Below are 17,880 nucleotides of genomic sequence, written 5' to 3'. Positions count from 1 at the left end.
TAGCAGGAGGAATCAAGAATGGCAATAAAAAAGTACATTGCCTACGGCAGCAACATGAATTTGGAGCAGATGGAATACCGCTGTCCCGGCGCGACAGTGACAGGGAAAGGCTGGCTCCAGGACCACCGGCTGTTCTTTGCCGGGAGGACGGACGCGGCGGTGGCCTCAATCGAACCCGCACCTGGCCATGCGGTGCCGGTAGTCCTGTGGGAGATCACGCCCAAGGACGAACAGGCCCTGGACAGGTACGAGGGCTACCCCAGTTTTTACGGCAAGCAGGAACTGTCTGTCGAAGTGGACGGCAAGCCGGTCAGCGCCATGGCCTATGTGATGGGGCCGGGCTTTCTTTACGGCGCTCCCAGCGAATCCTATCTGAACTGCATCCGGGAGGGCTACGCCTCGTCGGGTTTTGATACGGCGGTGCTGGACGAGGCCGTGGAATATTCCACCGAGCACCTTCGGCGGGTGTATGAATTGCCGGACGATAATCAGCAGCAAAAAATGTGAAGGGAGCTGTTAAAATGGAAATCAGCATTACAGTCCAGATGGACAGCGAACGCCACAAGGCGCTGAAGAAATACCTCAAGCGCAAGGCCAACTCCACTGTGGAGCAGGAGCTGGAATACGCATTGACCCGCCTTTACGACAAGTACGTCCCGGTTACGGTGCGGGAGTATTTGGAGGAAGGAGACGAGGACGCCGGCGAGGAAAGCGGGGACTGACATGGAGGCAATTAGCAGAGAGAGGTTCCTGCAGGAAGTAGGGCGGCTGGCGTCAGATGACGCGGCGGGGCAGTGGAGCGTATGGGCCGGTGAGCTGGCGGAAATGGATGACCCTGATCGTCTAGGTACAGGCAGGCCCGCTGATTACTTTCTGAGCTGGATATGGGCGGAACTCCGGCGAGCTGACGAAGAATATGGGAGTCCTGCCGCAAAAAGCGTGGCAGAGCTTTCCTTGCATAAGCACTGCCTGTTCCCCTGGGAGATACACCGTGCCGGAGAGGCGTTCTCTCAGGGAAAGACCGTGGAAGAAGTGGTGGGTATGTCTCTGGAGGGTACGCTGGATGAGTTCCAGCGTTTCCCTGAGCAGGAAAGCAGTTCGCCTTCCATGACCTAATACAAAAATAAGCCAAGAAGGGAGACGGAGAGATCCGCTCCCTTTCTCTTTATTCCAATAAAAAAGCGAAAGGAGCCAAGACCCAAATGGATAACTACGAAAAGATTCTGGCCATGTGGAGGACCCATAAGCTGGAGGTTGCCGCCGATATTGACCGGGCGCTGGATAATTTCAAGACCAGCTTTGCCTTTCAGTCCGGGCGGCTGACCAACCCTCAGATCACCTATCACGACACCGTGAGCATTTTTGAGAAGGACAGCGTTGCCGAGTACACCGGCGTGGTGCGGTCATTATTGGAGCAGCGCAACCAGAGGCTGGCGTATGAGTTCACCCGCGCCAAGCTGGTGGAGAGGGCGCCGCTGGACATCCCCCTGGTTCTTGAAGTCCACAAGCTGCTCACCAACGGCACTTATAATCAGAGCCACTATATCGACAACGGCGAACGCCCCGGTGAGTTCAAGAAACACGATTACGGCGTCGGCCTGCATGAAGTAGGCGTTCCCGCCAGCCGTGTGGAGCGGGAGGTGGGCGATCTGCTGGCAGAGGTCAACGGCTACACCGGCCCGTGGACCCTTATGGCAGCGGCCTACCTCCACGCCCGCTTTGAGCACCTCCACCCCTTTGCCGACGGCAATGGCCGGGTAGGGAGGACGCTGGTTAACTATTATTTGATGCAGCATGACCATCCGCCGCTGGTCTTTTTTGAGCATAGCCGCGCGGACTATTACGCCGCGCTGGACGCCTATGACGTGCAGGAGGATCTGGAGCCGCTGGAGCGGTTTTTCCGGCGGATGCTGGAGGATACCTGGAAAACCCAGCTCTGGCAGATGGAAAAGCAAGGCCAACGCCACAAGCCCCTGGCGCAGTTCGCTGGGGAGGCCCCCTGTTGAGCCGTGTGCAGCCCCGTGTGGCCGATTTGGGGGCCGGGTGGAGGAAGTGCCCGCCGAGAGGCCCTCCGGGGCCGTGTGGGGCCTTTGTGGGCCGGTTTCCGGTTCGGCAGTTTTACCAGGAGCGCCCGGACTCCAGGTATCGGATTTTCAAGCAGGAGAAAAGGCTGGGGTCAAGAGCGTTCCCCAGCCTAGTTCACATCGCCCGGCAACGCCGGTCGTTTCAAGGGATTCCGGGCTTATTAGGACAGCTTGCACAATGGGGTCAAACTGCTGGATCAGGCCGAAAAATGGGGTCAGTTCACGGCAAAAAACCGGCATATCAGCAAATAAGCTGGGGTCACCCCGGAAGAAAGGAAGTGAGGCCAATATCCAAGCAAAAATCAAAGTTCAAGTTCGCACTGTATCTGCACCCCGAAACCTACGAGCAGGTCAACCAGTGGTACCGCAAGACGGACTGCCGGAGCAAGTCAGAGTTCATCGAGAAAGCCATTCAGTTTTATGTCAGTTATCTCACCGCAGAGGATGGAGGCAGTTATCTGCCCAATGCTTTTCTCTCCACGATGAAAAGCATTGTGGCTGAGAGCGATAACCGCCACAGCAAAATGCTGTTCAAGCAGGCCGTGGAGCTGGCCATGCTCCTCAACGTGGTAGCCGCTACTTTCAAGATCGACCGGGATACTTTGGGACGGCTAAGAGGGGAGTGCGTCAAGGAAGTGAAACGCACCAACGGTAATTTTACGTTGGATGATGCTGTGGAGTGGCAGGAAGGAAAAGAATAAAGCAAGGCCGAGGGCAACCCTCGGCCTACTTTTATTACGCAAGAACGTCTATACCCTGCCGGTACTCGTCCAAAATACTGGTGTCAAAGGGCTTTCCCCAATCCCAGCCTGGGTCGCGCTGGTGGACGAACTCGCCCAGCCGCGCCGCCTCGTTATGGAAGATCTCGTTCAAGGTCCAGGAGGCGCTGAGCCGCTCCTCGGGTGCCAGGGACATGGTATAGTCCCGGATAGCCGCGGAAATATCCTCGCCGTCGCTGACGCCATAGCCGTTCTTCATGTGGTCAAAAGCAATCTGCTTGACCCTCTGTGCCGCTTTCTCATCCACGGGAACCAGCTTGCGCCAGTCTCCGGCATCGTTCAGACTCATGCCGGGAGTGCCATAGGGGTTGACGTGGGGTCTGTTCTGCCGAGCTAATTCACCGGCCCGCTGTTGCTGATGGCTGTGGACTATTTGAGAAATTGTCATGGGGTAGCCTCCTTCCGACTGTCATTATTTATATCGGCGTTTCACACAAGAAAATAAGAGGGGAGATGTGTATGAACACACCAATCGAATTGAAGTCAGAGAAATCTGCTGACCGCCTCAAAGAAATCACTGACCGCCTAGAGCAAGGGATCACAGAACTGTTCGAAAGTGAGCACTACAAAGAGTATCTCCGGGTGATGTCCCGGTTCCACAACTACAGTTTCAACAACACTCTGCTGATTGCCATGCAGTTTCCTGGGGCTACCAGGCTTGCCGGGTTCCAGAGTTGGAAGAAGTTTGGGCGGCACGTCAAGAAGGGTGAGAAGGGCATCAAGGTCATTGCGCCAGCGCCGTATAAGACCACCATCACCGTTGGCAAGAACGATCCACATACTTTGCAGCCCATTCTCGGCACAGATGGCAAGCCTGTGACAGAGGAAAAGGAAGTAGTCGTCCCTCGCTACAAAGTGGTCTCGACATACGATATCAGCCAGACCGAGGGCAAACCTCTGCCGGAGATTGCCAGCACCCTCACCGGCAGTGTGGATAGCTACGATGATATTATGGTGGCGCTGGAACAGATTTCGCCTGTGCCAATCGGCTTTGAGGACATCTCCGGCAGCGCCCATGGCTACTACAGCTTGGCTGATAAGCGCATCGCTGTGCAGGAAGGCATGAGCGAGCAGCAGACCCTCAAGACCTTAATTCATGAGATAAGCCATGCCAAATTGCATGACTATGACCTTAAGGCTCCTACCGATGAGCGTCCGGACATCGACCGTGAGACCATGGAGTGCCAGGCCGAAAGCGTGGCGTTTACCGTCTGCCATCACTTTGGCTTGGACACTTCCGGTTACTCCTTCGGTTACATCGCCGGGTGGAGTTCGGGCCGGGAGCTGAAAGAGCTGTGCTCCTCGCTGGAGATCATCCGCGATACTGCCGCTGAAATCATTGACGATGTGGAGAATCAGCTTCAAGAGTTACGGCAGAACCGGGAGCAGGAGGACGAAATATCCTCGCCGGTCATGGCAATGTAGGGCTGAACCATGCCAAGACTCGTCACCAAGTTCAAGTACCTCAAGCCCGGCGCTCGCCAGTCTCGTGGCGGTTATGCCAAGTACATCGCTACCCGGGAGGGCGTGGAAAAGCTGGACGACAGCCAGAAGTTCGCGCCCGCTACCGCCAAACAGCGGCAGCTTGTCCAGCACTTGCTGAAAGATTTTCCTGACAGCGAGGAGATGTTCGAGTACGAGGACTACCTCCAAAATCAGACGGTCGGTGCGGCCTCTGAGTTCATCACCCGCGCCATTGAGGACAACGCCGACCGGTGTTTGGCCTCCAAGACCTACGCTGACTACATCGCTACTCGTCCCCGCGCTGAGCGCTTCGGCTCCCATGGGCTGTTCACCGATGACGGTGTGCAGGTCAACCTGGAGAAGGTGTCCGCCGACCTCAACAGCTACGGCGGGAACGTGTATACCATTATAATATCTCTCCGGCGCGAGGACGCGGAGAGGCTGGGGTTTGATAGTGGCTCCCGCTGGCGGGATATGCTCCGCACCCAGACCCAGGTGCTGGCTGAAAACCTCAAGATACCCATGGAGCACCTCAAGTGGTTCGCGGCGTTTCACAATGAGAGCCACCACCCGCACATCCATCTCCTGGCCTATTCTAACCTGGAGAACGAGGGATATCTCACGAAAAAGGGAGTGCATAACCTCCGCTCGGAGTTCGCAAGGGACATTTTTGCCCAGGACCTGCACTGCGTATATGAACAGCAGACGGAGTATAGGGACCAGCTGCGGGAACAGAGCAAAGAGAAAATCTCGGCGCTGGTGGAGCAGATAAACTCTGGTCTGATTGTTGACACGCAGCTCAAGCAAATGCTGGTGGAGCTGGCCCAGCGGTTAAAGAAACATAGAGGCAAGAAGGTGTACGGCTATCTCTCTGCCGGAACGAAAAAGCTGGTGGACAGCATTGTGGACCAGCTGGCACAGAACAGCAGGATCGCGGAGTTGTATGACCTCTGGTACCGGCAAAGGGATGAGATTTTCATGACCTATTCTTCCACACCTTCTGAGCAGTTGCCCCTCTCACAGAACCCGGAGTTCAAACCCGTTCGCAATGCCGTGGTCAGGGCCGCGCTGGCGATCGCGCCGGAGAAAATCCAAGTCTCCGACCAGGACGACTCGCCTTTGGAAGATTCCGTGGATTGGGAGAACCGGGAAGATATTCAGGAGGAACCGGTCAATTCCGGGTTCGGTTCCGGCAGAAAGAAATCCTGGTGGACAGAGGAATACAAGCAGGCGCGAAAGTTCCTCTACGGCTCGGCTGATTGTCCCCCGGACTTTGCGGGGGCCAGGGCGCTCCTGCTGGGAGAGGCGGCAAAGGGAAACTGCCTCGCCATGTACGATTTAGGGCTTATGGAGCAGAAGGGCCTGGGCTGTGTAGAGGACGACGAGCAGGCCCAGGACTGGTTCCGCAAGGCCCTGACCGCGTTTCTGACCGAGGAATCCCGGAGCGAAAAGCCGGGCTACTGGCAGTACCGCATCGGCAAAATGTACGCCATGGGTTACGGCGCCGGGCAGGATCACAGCAAGGCCGCTGGCTGGTACGAGAAGGCTGCGGACGAGAAAAATCCCTTCGCCGCATACGCCCTCGGCTGTCTGTACCGTAGAGGCCAGGGGGTGGAGCAGGACGATCAGCGGGCCTTTGCCTTGTTCACTGACGCGGCCAGCCATGAGGAAAAGCCCAACGCCTATGCCGCATACGAGCTGGGCCGGATGTGCCGGGAGGGTATCGGCACAGAGATCGACCTGACCGCAGCGGACCGCTGGTACCGTCAGGCATATAACGGCTTTCTCTCTATCGCGCAGACTCTGCCCGACGACCGCATATATTACCGCCTGGACCACATGAACCTGACAGGGACAGGCACTGTGGCCGACCCGCATAAGGCAGCGGAGTATTTCATGAAGGCCGCAAAGTTAGGGAACACAGACGCTCAGTATGCTCTGGGCAGGCTGTTCTATTTAGGCCAGGGAGTCCCAAGGAATCTCAGACAGGCCCTATTCTATCTGGAAAAAGCAATCGAAAAGGAGAACCAGCCCGCCATATACCTGGCCGGGAAAATCTATCTCACGGAGGATTCTGTCAAGGATATCGGCAAGGCTTTGCAATACTTGGAGGTTGCCGCCAGTCAGGAGAATGCCAACGCGGAATACCTTTTGGGCAAGTTATATCTTCGGGGTAAGGAGGTGCCCAAGGACTTAGTCCGTGCCATAGCGTATCTGAACGCCGCCGTCGCACATGGGAACGAGTATGCTCAGTATCTGCTTGACTCCCTCCACAGAACGCCAGAGCCGCAGAGCTGGTCCGTCACAAGCTCGGCTCTTGCTCTCATGCGCCAGACCGCCAGCATTTTCCAAGACCGTTTCCGTGACATGGACAATCAATACGCGCACCATGCAGACCGCAAGCTCATGAGCAAGATTGTAGAAAAAAAGCTGGCCCAGGGCCAGAAGCTGGGAGGTTAGAATATGACCGCAAAAGACCGTTACAAAGCGGGTCACGCTGATCTGGTGTACTGGCTCCGATCTCGGGGCGAAAAGCTAAAGAAATCCGGCAGCGAGTGGGAGTGGAAACACCAGGATGAGCGCGTCACTGTACGCCATAACGTCTGGTTCGACCAGTACACCCAGGAGGGCGGCGACGCTGTGAAGTTCCTGCAATACTTCTACGGCATGTCCGAGGAACGCGCCGTTGCCGAGCACCTGGGCTGTTCCGTTTCCGAACTGGACGATATGCCGGAGCGCATACGGCCCACTAGAAAGATGGCTCCACCCAAGCAGGAGGAAAAGAAAACCGACCTGACCCCACCCGCCGCTAATGGAAATATGCGGCGGGTGTTCGCTTACCTCTGCCAGACTCGTGGCATCGACCCGGAGGTGGTGTCGGCTTTCGCCCACGCCCATCTGCTCTATGAAAGCGCCGGCAAGCACAACGCTGTGTTCGTTGGTAAGGACGAACATGGCCGAGTCAAGCACATCCATATGCGGGGGACGCTCACCAGCTCCGGTTTCCGGCAGACCCTGGGCGGCAGCGAGAAGGCGTACAGCTTCCACCATACCGGGAGCGGACGGCAGCTTTATGTATTCGAGGCGCCCATCGATATGCTGTCCTACATCAGCCTGCACCCGGACGGTTGGCAGGAAAACTCGTATGTTGCCCTGTGTGGTGTAGGCAGTATGCCTATCCAGCGTTTCCTGGAGGAAGCGCCGCAGTTAGAAGAAGTCGTCCTCTGCCTGGATAACGATGAAGCAGGTCATAAGGCCGCTATGCGTATCGCAAGGGAGCTGCTGGACGAGTGGGAGGTGGAAGTCAGTGCACACTTCCCCGAGCGGAAGGATTGGAATGAAGAACTGATCGCCCCTTTCCCGGAGGAAAATCTGGAGCCGGTGATGGCTATGTAGGCAAATATTATAGTTCGATTCCCCTGGCGGCCTCCGCCAGCCACCTCACCCGCTCATAGGGCAGCTCCGTGGGCAGAGTACAGTCCGCGCCGAGAATAAAACGGGTGGGACCAAACTGCCGTATCAGCCTCTGAGCCTCCCTGACAAGCTGTTCCTTACTTCCGTCTGTCATTACGCCGCTCCGATTGGGGAGCCCGCCCATCAGCACCTTCCCCGGGAACAGCTTTTGGCCCTCCTCCATCGACAGCGGAGCCTCATAGACGCCCCAATTCACCACATCGCACAGCTCTCCATAGCCCCGGTAGCGCTCCATCTGAAGCTGCTCCTTGCAGATATGAAGGAAAACGTCACACCCCGCCTTGCGTATCTCGGAGAGGATCAGCCGGTCAAAGGGCTCTATCCACCGGGCAAATTCCTCGTCGGTGAACCACCGGCCCTCGCCGCCCAGGGCCGCATAGTAGATACCGTCCACACCGGCCTCACGATATCCCCAGGCAAGCTGGCACATACCCTCGGCAATGCGCTTCATGGCGTCCAGCACAGGAGTCTCGTTCTCCCGAAGGTGTTCCACCAGCAGGGTCCTGGAGCCTTCATACCCATATGCCTGCTCGATGGGATGGATGGAAGAAGCGGTAATGCCGTGGAGGGTCCCGAGGGGGTATCCGTCCCCATCGTATTGGTCCAAAATATTCTTGGTAAAGTCGAGTTGTTTCTTTATGAAAGGCGTTTCTTTATTGATGGGCGCGATGCAGCTCCAGTCATCCGGCCCGGAAATCATCCCTTGGGCAGGCACAAGATTCTCGTTCATGATCTTCACCAAGTCGGCGTCCGTCTCCCGGAAAAACTCCAGATGAGCCAGAACACCGGCCTCCCCGGCGTTCTGGTCTGCCGGGAAATGCAGAGAAAAACCTACCGGGATATGGTCGGGCTTTTCACCGTGCAGCACCGCCAGGACCCTTTGCCTTTTCGTCATATGTATCGACCCCTTTGAAAAAGTATAATTGACAGTTCAATTATAGCACAAAAGGCTGCATGAAAACAGCCTTTTGTAAATTAAGAAAGGAGCTCTTTTTATGCCTCAAAACATATCCGGCCTGATTATTGCGGCGGGCGTCATGTTCGCCGTCCTGGCCGGAATCACTGTCCTGAGTAATTTCTACTCGCTTAATATAAAGGCCAAGACCGTTGGCCACGGTCAGCATGGCACAGCTCGCTGGGCTACCAGGGGCGAGATCGCCCGCACATACACCCATGTTCCGTTCACACCGGCCTTGTGGCGTGAGGGTAAGAATCTTCCCGACCAGCAGGGCATTGTGGTGGGGTGCAAAGGTGGTAAAAAAGGCACCACCGCCCTAGTGGATACCGGCGACGTTCACGCCATCATGATAGGCGCTGCTGGCGTGGGAAAGACTGCCTACTGGTTATATCCCTGCCTGGAATATGCCTTGGCGAGTGGGATGTCATTCGCCTCAACGGATACAAAGGGCGACGTTTTTCGGAATTACGCAGGCATCGCCCGGGACTGCTACGGCTACCGGGTTTCGGTCATTGACCTTCGCAACCCCACCAAAAGCGATGGCTTCAACCTCCTGCACCTAGTCAACAAATACGCTGATTTGTACAAGCAAGAGCATACGCTGGCCTATAAAGCCCGCGCTGAGAAGTACGCCAAAATCATCTCCAAGACCATCATCATGTCCGGCGGCGACAGCGCAAGCTATGGTCAAAATGCCTTTTTCTACGATGCGGCGGAGGGTCTTCTGACGTCGGCAATTCTCCTGGTTGCAGAATTTTGTGAACCTGCCGAGCGCCACATTGTGTCCGTTTTCAAGATCATCCAGGAACTGCTGGCTCCCAGCGGGGTCAAAGGGAAAACCCTGTTCCACCTCCTCATGGACTCGCTCCCCTCAGACCACAAAGCCCGCTGGTTCGCCGGGGCCGCGCTGTCCTCCAGCGAACAGGCCATGGCCTCGGTTATGTCCACGGCGCTGGCAAGGTTAAACAGTTTCCTTGACAGTGAAATGGAGCAGATTTTATGCTTTGGCACGGCGGTAGACGCGGAAACCTTCTGCAACAAAAAGTCCGCGCTGTTCCTGGTAATGCCAGAGGAAGACCCCAACAAATTTTTCATGGTGTCGCTGGTAATCCAGCAGCTCTATCGGGAAATCCTCGCCGTAGCGGATGAGAACGGCGGCAAGCTGAAGAACCGAGCGGTGTTCTTTGCCGACGAGTTTGGCACGCTGCCAAAAATCGAGTCCGCTGAGATGATGTTCTCAGCCTCACGCTCCCGCCGCCTGAGTATCGTGCCGATCATACAATCGCTGGGGCAGCTTGAGAAGAACTACGGCAAGGAGGGCGCTGAAATTATCATAGACAACACGCAGCTCACGATTTTTGGCGGCTTTGCCCCCAACAGCGAGACCGCCCAGGTGATGAGCAAATCCCTGGGCAGCAGGACGGCGCTCTCTGGCTCCGTCAGCCGGGGGAAGAACGACCCCAGCCAATCCCTGCAAATGATAGAAAGGCCGCTCATGACCCCGGACGAGCTGAAGTCCATGCCCAAGGGACAGTTTGTGGTGATGAAAACCGGCACAAATCCCATGAAGGTAAAGCTCAAGCTGTTTTTCAAGTGGGGCATCGAGTTTGGAGAGCCGTACCATGTACCGGATCAGGGCAGCCGCCCGGTGCGCTACGCCAGCAGGCAAATGTTGATGGAGGCCATCCACGAAACCTATCCGCACTTGCGGCCCAAGACCCGTCCTGCGGCGCCGGCACCGGAACAGCCCGCAAAAGTAATTACGGAAAGAAAGGAGGCTGGCAATGGGTAGACTGGAAAATATTTATCGGAGCGAATTGCCCAACCGGGCGATTCTAGTCTATATGTACCTGTCCGACCGGGCAGGGATAGAGGGGCAGTGCTTTCCCTCTGTCCCCACCATAGCCCGGCAGACAAAGCTGTCCGAGGCCACGGTACACCGGGCAATCAAGGACTTGGAGAAAGGAGGTTTCCTCTATGTCACAGGCCGCCAGCGGCCCAATGGCGCGGATTCGTCCAACCTCTACACCCTGACGAACGCAGAGCCGGGATGGTGATTTTGAAAGAAAAGATACTCACAAGGGAGCAGTCTCGGCATTTGGTGACACCGGGAGGGTGTCATGGTGACAGGGGAATGTTAACCTACCAGGTTACTGTAAGACAGAAAGAAAAAAAGAGAAAGCCTGGGATATCTTAGAGGTAAGTTTTTAACAAGGAAGGATCGGCAATGTAAGTTCGTGGGCTGGCCTTTTTCTTTTTTCTGCATGACCGAAACCTGACTGTTGAAAAACTGTTGAAAGCTGTGAAGAAGTTATAAGACACCCTTCCGCTCATCTTTTTAGTTCCACGCTCACATTTCCGTCCCCGTCAAGCACCAGCCGCATCCCTTTGATGTGCTTCTCGAAAAACTGCCGTTTCTCTGCCGGAGACATATTGATCCGTGTCGCCCGCAGAGCCTCGTCCAGCATCTCGTTTGCGTTGAGCTGGACCGCATGGTCCAGATAGCGGTAAAGCTCCTTGAACAGGGCGCTCATCAAAATACTTTCGGAATTTGCCGAGTAGAAATCGTCTATATAGCAGTAAAAGATCCCGGACTCCACCAGGGCGCGTTTCATATCCGGACCACACTTCTCCCGCTCCACCATCACCAGGAACCGGGCCTCGTTAAGCACGGAGATCAACCCCCAATAGTCCGAATCGCTGGATACGATGATGAAGGAATCCACCCTGTTCTGGTAGTGTTCCTTGGAGGCCCGGGCGGTCAGTGTGATGTCCACCAGGGATTTATTCTCCTTCACCCGCTCGATCAGGATATGCTCTACCGGCAGCTTGGTGTGCTGTTCCAGGATCTCCCAGGCAGTGGCGGTATGGACGTCGTCAAACAAGATGATCTGAGATGTTTTCGATGTGTGCTGATAGTCCAGGCTTTTCAGCGTGGCGCACAGCTTATAGGGGTCGGAGTTCTCACAGTCCACCACCACAGTTATTCTCTCGCTGTCCTCAATGAAGTCATAGATATTCCCCTTGACATAGCTGTTGGCGTCGGACACCTTGCTCATTTCCTCAAATATGTCCCCATGCCAGCTATAGAGAAGCCGTGCAAATTTCTTGTCCGAATACAGAATGTTCCCCTCATTTACCGGGTTCCAGTTGATGTACATCTGATAGGGATACGCCCCACGGTTGCTGTAATAGACCTCCGCGGCAGCCTTTGTGCCCTCCTCCGACAGGCCGTCTGGCATGATGAACAGCTCCCGGATATACTGCCAGTTTACCCATAGCGGGAACAGCTCCCGGCAGTTGTTGATGCGGTCGGAGATGAGCCGGTTTATTTCAATCACATGATGGCACAGCTTGGTGCTGGAGTGTTTCATAAAGTCCACGCCGTCCTCATCCAGTTGGCACAGGCTCTCGCTGGGTACCCATTGGGGCATGGAGTAGAGGGTGCGGAATTGAAAACGCATGGCTTCGCTTATCAGCTTAAAATTCCGCTCAATAGAGGTGCGTAGGATGCACAGATGACGGACGATCCGAGCCGGTCTATCCTGTTCCAGCCTCAGGAATACGTCCATTTGGGGCGGTTCATTTTCATTTTCAAAAATGCGGCGGGATACGCCGATTAGGTATGCCACCTTGGAAACCAGCTCATAGGTGTTACCGTAGTCGTTTGGGGCTATGCCGCCAGCCGGGATATTGTTGTTCACATGGATTCTCCTTGGGGATGGTCTGTAATCATGATTTTTCCATAAAATGCGCCGGGTGGCTTACCCAATTAGTATAGACCTAAAGTGTGAAACTGTCAACAATATCCAATGTTGAAGATGTTTTCTTTGTACAGCACTATATCTTGTGTCAATCCAACTTCCCGGTCAAATTCCAGAAATTGCCCCTTGAAAAAGAACGTGCGTTCTGCTAGAATAAATTACAGCAAGAAAATACGTTCGACAAAAAGAGGTGGTGAAGATGCAGCAGTATATTGCCTGTGACCTTAAAAGCTACTACAGCTCCGTGGAGTGTGTAGACCGTGGCCTGGACCCGCTGACCACAAATCTGGTGGTGGCAGACGAGGCCCGGGGGGATGGGACCATCTGCCTGGCAGTGTCCCCCTCCCTAAAAGCCCACGGAATTTCTGGCCGGGCCAGGCTGTTTGAAGTCAAGCAGCGCCTGCGGGAGATCAAGAATCTGACCGGCAAGGAGATTGACATTATCATTGCCACGCCCCGGATGCAGCGCTATTTAGACGTGTCCGCCGAGATTTACGGCGTCTATCTCAAGTATGTGTCCCCAACAGATACCCATGTCTACTCCGTGGACGAGGTCTTCATCGACGCAACCCCCTACCTCTCCTACTACAACATGAACGCCCATGAACTGGCCATGACCATGGTGCGGGATATCCTAGAGAACATAGGGATTACCGCCACGGCTGGCATTGGCACAAACCTGTATTTGGCAAAGGTAGCCATGGACATCGTTGCCAAGCATATCCCAGCCGACAAGGATGGAGTCCGCATTGCCGAACTGGACGAGCGCAGCTACCGGGAAAAGCTATGGGCGCACGAGCCGCTGACTGACTTCTGGATGATTGGCGGGGGCATTTCCAAACGGCTGGCAAAGTGGGGAATCCATACAATGGGTGATATCGCCCGGTTAAGCCTGACCAACGAGGATGTGTTTTTTCGGGAGTTCGGTGTGGACGCAGAAATGCTTGTGGACCATGCTTGGGGCCTTGAGGGGACGCGGATGGAGCACATAAAGAACTACAAACCGGCAACAAAATCTTTTAATGAGGGCCAAGTGCTCAGATGTGGCTATGACTATGAAAAAACCCGGATTGTTATCCGGGAGATGACCGAGCAGCTTGTGAAACGGCTGGTGGAAAGCGACATGGTAGCCGATGGGCTGACTATGTTTATCAGCTATGACTGGCACGAAACCGCCGACGGGGCCTACTCCGGCCCCACAGTTATCAATCACTATGGCAAGACCACGCCGAAACCCGTCCACGGCACCATCAAGCTGGGAGCGCCCACCGCCTGTCCCAGCAGGATTCTAAGCGCAAGCATGGAGCTGTTTGAGCGGCTCATGGATAAACGCCTGTGCTCCAAGCACCTGGGGGTGAGCGCGATCCGGCTCTCCAAAGCCTCGGAGGTTGCGCCGCAGTTAGGATTCTTCCTTGATTTGAGCAGCGAGAAGAAAGAGATAGCGCTGGTGCAGGCAACCCTGGGCCTTGAAAAGCGGTATGGGAAAGGTACGGTTTTTAAGGGGTACAGCCTTATGGAAGGGGCCACAGCCCTGGAACGCAGCCGACAAATCGGGGGCCATCGCGCGTAAAGGAGGCGAACAAAATGAACGACTACACGGACATCATCCATATGGAACGGCCCCTGTCCTCCCATCCAAAAATGGACTTGGGAAACCGGGCCAAGCTGTTCAGCAGTTTTGACGCACTGCGGGGATTTGATTTAGCCCTGCTCGCCAAGCAGGTGGAGCGGCAGCTCACTGTCAGGGCCAGCCTTTTGGACGACGCCCAGGAGCTGCTGGACCGCAAGCTGCATATGGTGCAGCCTGGAACAAAAGTTACCATCACCTATTTTCGTATGGAGAAGATGATAGGTGACACAGAGGTAGGAACTTATATCACCGAAACCGGGACGGTGGAGGCAATCGATTTGCAGGAAAAAGCCATTGTCCTCTCCGCTGCCTATATCCCATGTTCGGACATCATCGGACTGGAGGGGGATGATATTCCCGAATGTGCCGGTGAAGTGGAGGTGAACCCCTATGATGGGCCAGACTAGGCGCAAGCAGTATGTGGAGGTGATAGCCACCCACCATATTGACGGAAGTGTACGGCCGCAGAAAATCATCATTATAGCCGGGCCTACCTTTGACGTGGAGGATGTGAAAGGCGTAACAAAAGTGAAAACGCTTTCCACTTTAGAGATTGCCAACCGTTACACGGTGGTGGTCAAAGGGAAAGAAACCTTTCTCTATGAGGACTGCGGGAAGTGGTTTGTGGAAATGAAAACCTAGCCAGATTACTCCTGTATGGCCTCAATCATGGATTCCAGAAGATTCAGTATAAACCGCTGTTTTTCTGGGGGCAGCGCGGCAATTTTGCTCTGCAGCAAGTTGGCCTTTTGAGGGACGGCAGCATCAAGATTGTCCATAAAAGCTGCGTCCGCAGACATCCCCAAAGCATTGAGTATTTTAAGGCAGGTTTCCAGTTTGGGTATCTTCCCGCCGTTTTCAATCAGCCCCAAATAAGCAGAGGTAACGCCCACTCGTTTGGCAAGTTCCGGGCGCTCCATGTCCTTGCTCTCTCGAAACTGCCGGATACGAACGCCGAACCGGGTCAAATTCAGAGAGCTGCTCGGACCGCACTCGTTCTCATCCTCTGTGTGCCCGACTAGAAAATCAATAGTTACCCCGAAAAAGTCCGCCAGAAGGGCCAAGGTTTCTATGTCCGGCTCGTTGGATTCCCGTTCATATGAAAAGACCCTCCGGGCAGTCAACCCGGTTAGCGAAGCCAGCTTTTCCTGAGAAAGCCCCATGTCCTCCCTGAGCATCCGTAAGTTTTTTACCATCGTCCCTTTACCTCCAGCCAGTGTTACTACGATTTTAGTATAACAGTTGGCATTGAGAAACGAAATAACTGAATTATAATTAGATTCCCGGTTGACATTACTATTTTAGTGGTGTATTATAAAGGTGAGGAAGTATCTCAAAGCTCGTCTGAACGAATCTCCCGAAGCAGAGTAAGCAGTGCCTGCCGCGCTTTCGGGTTTCGTAGACAGGCAATCTCGGCAGAAACTCTGTCCCCCGACCTGTCCCATGGTTCTCGGACGTTTGTCCGGCCAATCAGGTAGTCGATAGACACATTGAAGTAATCCGCAATCTGTATCACAGTTGAAAATCTCGGCTCAGTTATTCCAGCCTCATACTGCTGGTAGGTTGATTGCGGCATATCCAGTTCGCTTGCCATTTCAAACTGGTTTAGACCCTTTTCAAGCCTAAGATGCTTTAGGTTTCGCATTTCCTGTTTCCTCCTGTATGGTACTGTCTATACGATAAGTATTGTACAGTTATTTTAAGGCATACACAAACGCAAAATACGCTTATGCTGTGTTTTGCGTCTTGCAGAAGAAATTAAGTTTTTATACAGGAGGCATAAGGGTGACACTCTCAGATATTAGCAGTTATGAATTGGCCTATCAGATTCGCAGTTACCTTTTTTCCAATGAAATGACGGAAGAAGCCTTTGCCGACCTGACAGACTTTCCCGCCCATGCGCTATCGAGCTTTTTGCGGGACAGGGGGCCAGAACCCTCCGTAAGCCAAATAGTCAGGATATGTAATGTGCTTTCCATATCAATGGATTCTTTAGTCAAGGGGCCAGTACAGGACAAGAAGTTTGTACAACTGATCAGGAAGTGTCATTTCGCGTATAAACTCAAAGGGACCCCGCTGTATTCCCTTTATGTCCGCTATCTTGAAATATGGCAGAAAAGGAACCTCAAACTTGACTGTCTGGAACGCTACACCAAATGGTTAACGTATTATTTTTCCGCTGGTAAACAAGAGGGGGGAACAAACCCCAGCACTAGTTCCTATCGTTTATCCTCCTCATTGTGTTTCACCCAAAGTATCAGCCAGAAACAGAAAGAAGACTTAGAACAGCTAATCGAGGATTCCAAGAAAAAATGACCGTGACCATCCATTCCATATTCAACAGTATTCTGTGGGGCGGGCTGATGGCCCTGGGCCTGTCCGCTCTGAGCCGGAGCAGATGGTTCCTCTGCCGGTTTGGGGTGACCCCGCTGGTGGTGCTCACTGCCGCAGCGCTGGCCCGGTGCTGCCTGCCGGTAGAGCTGCAGGTCACCAAGGAAGTCGGCGCAGCCACATTGAACCGCCTGCATAAGCTCATCGACCGGGCGGCAGGTTCGCCCACACCAGAGACCTGGTTTTTTGAAATCTGGTTTACGGGGACAGTATTGGGACTTGTCCTATGGCTCCCCAAATACACCGTTCGACTTTGGGCGGCGAGAAATCTGCCCGTTACGGACGATGACCGAATACAGCGGTTTTGCCGGAAGCACGGCATATCTGGCTTGCGGGTGGCTTTCACCCCAAGGGTTTTCACGCCTTGTGTCATTGGATTTTGGCGCGAAACCATCTTGCTGCCTGATACCAGCTACACCCATAAGCAGCTTGATTATATTCTCCGGCATGAATATGCCCATGTCAGGCACCACGACGGCCTGCTGGATTTTGCCCTCTGCCTGATTTGCGTCCTGTTCTGGTGGAACCCCAGTGTTCTGATTTGCCGTGCGGTAGCTGTCAGGCTGTGTGACCATCGTTGCGACACAGAGGCCCTGCAATCGGCCAGCCCCAGCGCCAAACGATATTATTGCCGGACTCTGCTGGAATTTGCCAGCCGGTATCCCAGCCCGACCCGCCAGTTCGCGTCGGCGTCCCTGAAAAGCCGATTTTACCTTATCCTATACAGAGATGCCGGAGCTGGAACAGCGCGCCATCTTGTGACAGCCATTGTTGCGCTGGCCCTGCTAATGAGTTACCTGATTCTTTTGCAGCCCGCCTATCAGCCGGAGAGCGCTGATTATCGGCAATACGCTATCCATGAGGGCGTCATAGAACAGCAAGAGGACGGCAGCTATATTTTTCGCACGGAGAGCGGAAACTTTATTGTTTCCGCATCCGAGATAGCAGCAATACAGCAGGAGGAAACTTCTGCCATATATAAAGAAGGAGGTGCATTATCGTGAAAAAAGCCGGAAAGCTCCTGTCAATCCTGTTCTCGGTGATGATTGCCGTTTCCGCAATGACAGCTACCGCACAGGCTGCAGCCATAGAGCAGTTCGCAGCGCAGGCCGCTGGCACTGACATTCAGCCCCATGCGGATGTAATCGTCACCAAGTACCGGGCCTATCAGGGCAAACTGCAGAAACGCCGGTGGAACGAAACCCGTGGCTATTGGGTTGACCCCTACTGGATCACCATCGGAACGCAGGTATGATTGCTCCTATACGGCGGAAAGTAAACATAAAGGCGGAAGTGTGGCCAAGTTAAGAGGGGACCGCTTCCGCCTTAATTTATA

The 17,880-nt window shown here is 54.5% G+C and carries 20 protein-coding genes and 1 pseudogene; 16 read left to right on the top strand and 5 right to left on the bottom strand.

The window, feature by feature from the left end; genetic code table 11:
* Positions 1-18: 18 nt before the first annotated feature.
* The 5 genes from U8U68_RS08915 to U8U68_RS08895 all read left to right on the top strand — a co-directional run bounded on the left by U8U68_RS08915 (position 19) and on the right by U8U68_RS08895 (position 2,785).
* Complete coding sequence (locus tag U8U68_RS08915) at positions 19-507, top strand: gamma-glutamylcyclotransferase family protein (RefSeq protein WP_322200461.1); 489 nt, start codon at positions 19-21, stop codon at positions 505-507.
* A 14-nt stretch (positions 508-521) separates the two neighbouring features.
* The gene (locus tag U8U68_RS08910) at positions 522-722 is read left to right on the top strand and encodes a DUF6103 family protein (protein ID WP_322200460.1); all 201 of its coding nucleotides are present in this window, start codon (positions 522-524) and stop codon (positions 720-722) included.
* Between the two features lies 1 nt (position 723).
* Positions 724-1,116, top strand: a complete 393-nt coding sequence (locus U8U68_RS08905; protein ID WP_322200459.1) for a hypothetical protein — start codon at positions 724-726, stop codon at positions 1,114-1,116.
* A gap of 86 nt (positions 1,117-1,202) precedes the next feature.
* A complete protein-coding gene (locus U8U68_RS08900) occupies positions 1,203-2,006 on the top strand; it encodes a Fic family protein (protein ID WP_322200458.1) in 804 nt (267 codons plus the stop codon).
* A gap of 356 nt (positions 2,007-2,362) precedes the next feature.
* Complete coding sequence (locus tag U8U68_RS08895) at positions 2,363-2,785, top strand: hypothetical protein (RefSeq protein ID WP_322200457.1); 423 nt, start codon at positions 2,363-2,365, stop codon at positions 2,783-2,785.
* 34 nt (positions 2,786-2,819) lie between these two features.
* Here U8U68_RS08895 and U8U68_RS08890 read toward each other — a convergent pair whose 3' ends face one another.
* Entirely contained in the window at positions 2,820-3,251 is a 432-nt protein-coding gene (locus tag U8U68_RS08890) for a DUF3879 family protein (RefSeq protein ID WP_322200456.1), read from the bottom strand.
* A 77-nt stretch (positions 3,252-3,328) separates the two neighbouring features.
* On the opposite strand from U8U68_RS08890, the pseudogene U8U68_RS08885 reads away from it, so the two are divergent.
* The 3 genes and pseudogenes from U8U68_RS08885 to U8U68_RS08875 form a co-directional block, all read left to right on the top strand.
* Positions 3,329-4,261, top strand: a pseudogene (locus tag U8U68_RS08885) (ArdC-like ssDNA-binding domain-containing protein); the annotation flags it as partial.
* 36 nt (positions 4,262-4,297) lie between these two features.
* Entirely contained in the window at positions 4,298-6,787 is a 2,490-nt protein-coding gene (gene mobP3 / locus U8U68_RS08880; RefSeq protein ID WP_322200455.1) for a MobP3 family relaxase, read from the top strand.
* A 3-nt stretch (positions 6,788-6,790) separates the two neighbouring features.
* Positions 6,791-7,723: a DUF3991 and toprim domain-containing protein gene (locus U8U68_RS08875; RefSeq protein ID WP_322200454.1), complete on the top strand. Its 933-nt coding sequence runs from the start codon at positions 6,791-6,793 to the stop codon at positions 7,721-7,723.
* Positions 7,724-7,730: 7 nt separating this feature from the next.
* Here the strand turns inward: U8U68_RS08875 and U8U68_RS08870 are convergent, their stop codons facing one another.
* Positions 7,731-8,696 (bottom strand): uroporphyrinogen decarboxylase family protein, encoded by a 966-nt coding sequence (locus tag U8U68_RS08870; protein ID WP_322200453.1) that lies wholly within the window; start codon positions 8,694-8,696, stop codon positions 7,731-7,733.
* Between the two features lie 100 nt (positions 8,697-8,796).
* Between U8U68_RS08870 and U8U68_RS08865 the strand changes: the two genes are divergently transcribed.
* Positions 8,797-10,551 (top strand): type IV secretory system conjugative DNA transfer family protein, encoded by a 1,755-nt coding sequence (locus U8U68_RS08865; RefSeq protein WP_322200452.1) that lies wholly within the window; start codon positions 8,797-8,799, stop codon positions 10,549-10,551.
* Entirely contained in the window at positions 10,544-10,816 is a 273-nt protein-coding gene (locus U8U68_RS08860) for a helix-turn-helix domain-containing protein (protein ID WP_322200451.1), read from the top strand. Before U8U68_RS08865 ends, U8U68_RS08860 begins: the two co-directional genes overlap by 8 nt.
* Before the next feature lie 273 nt (positions 10,817-11,089).
* Here U8U68_RS08860 and U8U68_RS08855 read toward each other — a convergent pair whose 3' ends face one another.
* A complete protein-coding gene (locus tag U8U68_RS08855; protein WP_322200450.1) occupies positions 11,090-12,463 on the bottom strand; it encodes an NYN domain-containing protein in 1,374 nt (457 codons plus the stop codon).
* Between the two features lie 259 nt (positions 12,464-12,722).
* Here U8U68_RS08855 and U8U68_RS08850 point away from each other — a divergent pair, with 259 nt between their 5' ends.
* The 3 genes from U8U68_RS08850 to U8U68_RS08840 are packed head-to-tail and all read left to right on the top strand — an operon-like array spanning position 12,723 to position 14,795.
* The gene (locus U8U68_RS08850; protein ID WP_322200449.1) at positions 12,723-14,093 is read left to right on the top strand and encodes a Y-family DNA polymerase; all 1,371 of its coding nucleotides are present in this window, start codon (positions 12,723-12,725) and stop codon (positions 14,091-14,093) included.
* Positions 14,094-14,107: 14 nt separating this feature from the next.
* On the top strand, positions 14,108-14,560 hold the full coding sequence (locus U8U68_RS08845) for a YolD-like family protein (protein ID WP_322200448.1): 453 nt from the start codon (positions 14,108-14,110) through the stop codon (positions 14,558-14,560).
* Complete coding sequence (locus U8U68_RS08840) at positions 14,544-14,795, top strand: hypothetical protein (RefSeq protein WP_322200447.1); 252 nt, start codon at positions 14,544-14,546, stop codon at positions 14,793-14,795. Before U8U68_RS08845 ends, U8U68_RS08840 begins: the two co-directional genes overlap by 17 nt.
* A 5-nt stretch (positions 14,796-14,800) precedes the next feature.
* Here the strand turns inward: U8U68_RS08840 and U8U68_RS08835 are convergent, their stop codons facing one another.
* Both U8U68_RS08835 and U8U68_RS08830 read right to left on the bottom strand, forming a co-directional pair.
* A complete protein-coding gene (locus U8U68_RS08835; RefSeq protein ID WP_322200446.1) occupies positions 14,801-15,349 on the bottom strand; it encodes a helix-turn-helix domain-containing protein in 549 nt (182 codons plus the stop codon).
* 137 nt (positions 15,350-15,486) lie between these two features.
* Positions 15,487-15,798, bottom strand: a complete 312-nt coding sequence (locus tag U8U68_RS08830) for a helix-turn-helix domain-containing protein (RefSeq protein WP_322200445.1) — start codon at positions 15,796-15,798, stop codon at positions 15,487-15,489.
* 140 nt (positions 15,799-15,938) lie between these two features.
* Between U8U68_RS08830 and U8U68_RS08825 the strand changes: the two genes are divergently transcribed.
* From U8U68_RS08825 to U8U68_RS08815, 3 genes are read left to right on the top strand one after another with little or no spacing between them, the layout of a single operon-like run.
* Positions 15,939-16,469, top strand: coding sequence for a hypothetical protein (locus U8U68_RS08825; protein WP_322200444.1), 531 nt, complete (start codon positions 15,939-15,941; stop codon positions 16,467-16,469).
* Entirely contained in the window at positions 16,466-17,548 is a 1,083-nt protein-coding gene (locus U8U68_RS08820) for a M56 family metallopeptidase (RefSeq protein WP_322200443.1), read from the top strand. The genes U8U68_RS08825 and U8U68_RS08820 overlap by 4 nt, the downstream gene beginning before the upstream one ends.
* On the top strand, positions 17,545-17,799 hold the full coding sequence (locus tag U8U68_RS08815) for a hypothetical protein (RefSeq protein WP_322200442.1): 255 nt from the start codon (positions 17,545-17,547) through the stop codon (positions 17,797-17,799). The genes U8U68_RS08820 and U8U68_RS08815 overlap by 4 nt, the downstream gene beginning before the upstream one ends.
* Positions 17,800-17,880: the final 81 nt, after the last annotated feature.

It is taken from the genome of Acutalibacter intestini (assembly GCF_034334985.1).
Taxonomy (GTDB): Bacteria; Bacillota; Clostridia; order Oscillospirales; family Acutalibacteraceae; genus Acutalibacter; species Acutalibacter intestini.
This window is presented reverse-complemented; position numbering and strand designations above follow the sequence as displayed.

Excerpts from the sequence above, each read along its gene's own strand:
- U8U68_RS08915 (WP_322200461.1), top strand. The coding sequence starts at position 19 with ATGGCAATAAAAAAGTACATTGCCTACGGCAGCAACATGAATTTGGAG.
- U8U68_RS08850 (WP_322200449.1), top strand. The coding sequence starts at position 12,723 with ATGCAGCAGTATATTGCCTGTGACCTTAAAAGCTACTACAGCTCCGTG.
- U8U68_RS08875 (WP_322200454.1), top strand. The coding sequence starts at position 6,791 with ATGACCGCAAAAGACCGTTACAAAGCGGGTCACGCTGATCTGGTGTAC.
- U8U68_RS08840 (WP_322200447.1), top strand. The coding sequence starts at position 14,544 with ATGATGGGCCAGACTAGGCGCAAGCAGTATGTGGAGGTGATAGCCACC.
- U8U68_RS08905 (WP_322200459.1), top strand. The coding sequence starts at position 724 with ATGGAGGCAATTAGCAGAGAGAGGTTCCTGCAGGAAGTAGGGCGGCTG.
- U8U68_RS08890 (WP_322200456.1), bottom strand. The coding sequence starts at position 3,251 with ATGACAATTTCTCAAATAGTCCACAGCCATCAGCAACAGCGGGCCGGT.
- U8U68_RS08870 (WP_322200453.1), bottom strand. The coding sequence starts at position 8,696 with ATGACGAAAAGGCAAAGGGTCCTGGCGGTGCTGCACGGTGAAAAGCCC.
- U8U68_RS08835 (WP_322200446.1), bottom strand. The coding sequence starts at position 15,349 with ATGGTAAAAAACTTACGGATGCTCAGGGAGGACATGGGGCTTTCTCAG.
- U8U68_RS08865 (WP_322200452.1), top strand. The coding sequence starts at position 8,797 with ATGCCTCAAAACATATCCGGCCTGATTATTGCGGCGGGCGTCATGTTC.
- U8U68_RS08860 (WP_322200451.1), top strand. The coding sequence starts at position 10,544 with ATGGGTAGACTGGAAAATATTTATCGGAGCGAATTGCCCAACCGGGCG.
- U8U68_RS08910 (WP_322200460.1), top strand. The coding sequence starts at position 522 with ATGGAAATCAGCATTACAGTCCAGATGGACAGCGAACGCCACAAGGCG.
- U8U68_RS08820 (WP_322200443.1), top strand. The coding sequence starts at position 16,466 with ATGACCGTGACCATCCATTCCATATTCAACAGTATTCTGTGGGGCGGG.
- U8U68_RS08845 (WP_322200448.1), top strand. The coding sequence starts at position 14,108 with ATGAACGACTACACGGACATCATCCATATGGAACGGCCCCTGTCCTCC.
- U8U68_RS08830 (WP_322200445.1), bottom strand. The coding sequence starts at position 15,798 with ATGCGAAACCTAAAGCATCTTAGGCTTGAAAAGGGTCTAAACCAGTTT.
- U8U68_RS08900 (WP_322200458.1), top strand. The coding sequence starts at position 1,203 with ATGGATAACTACGAAAAGATTCTGGCCATGTGGAGGACCCATAAGCTG.
- mobP3 (WP_322200455.1), top strand. The coding sequence starts at position 4,298 with ATGCCAAGACTCGTCACCAAGTTCAAGTACCTCAAGCCCGGCGCTCGC.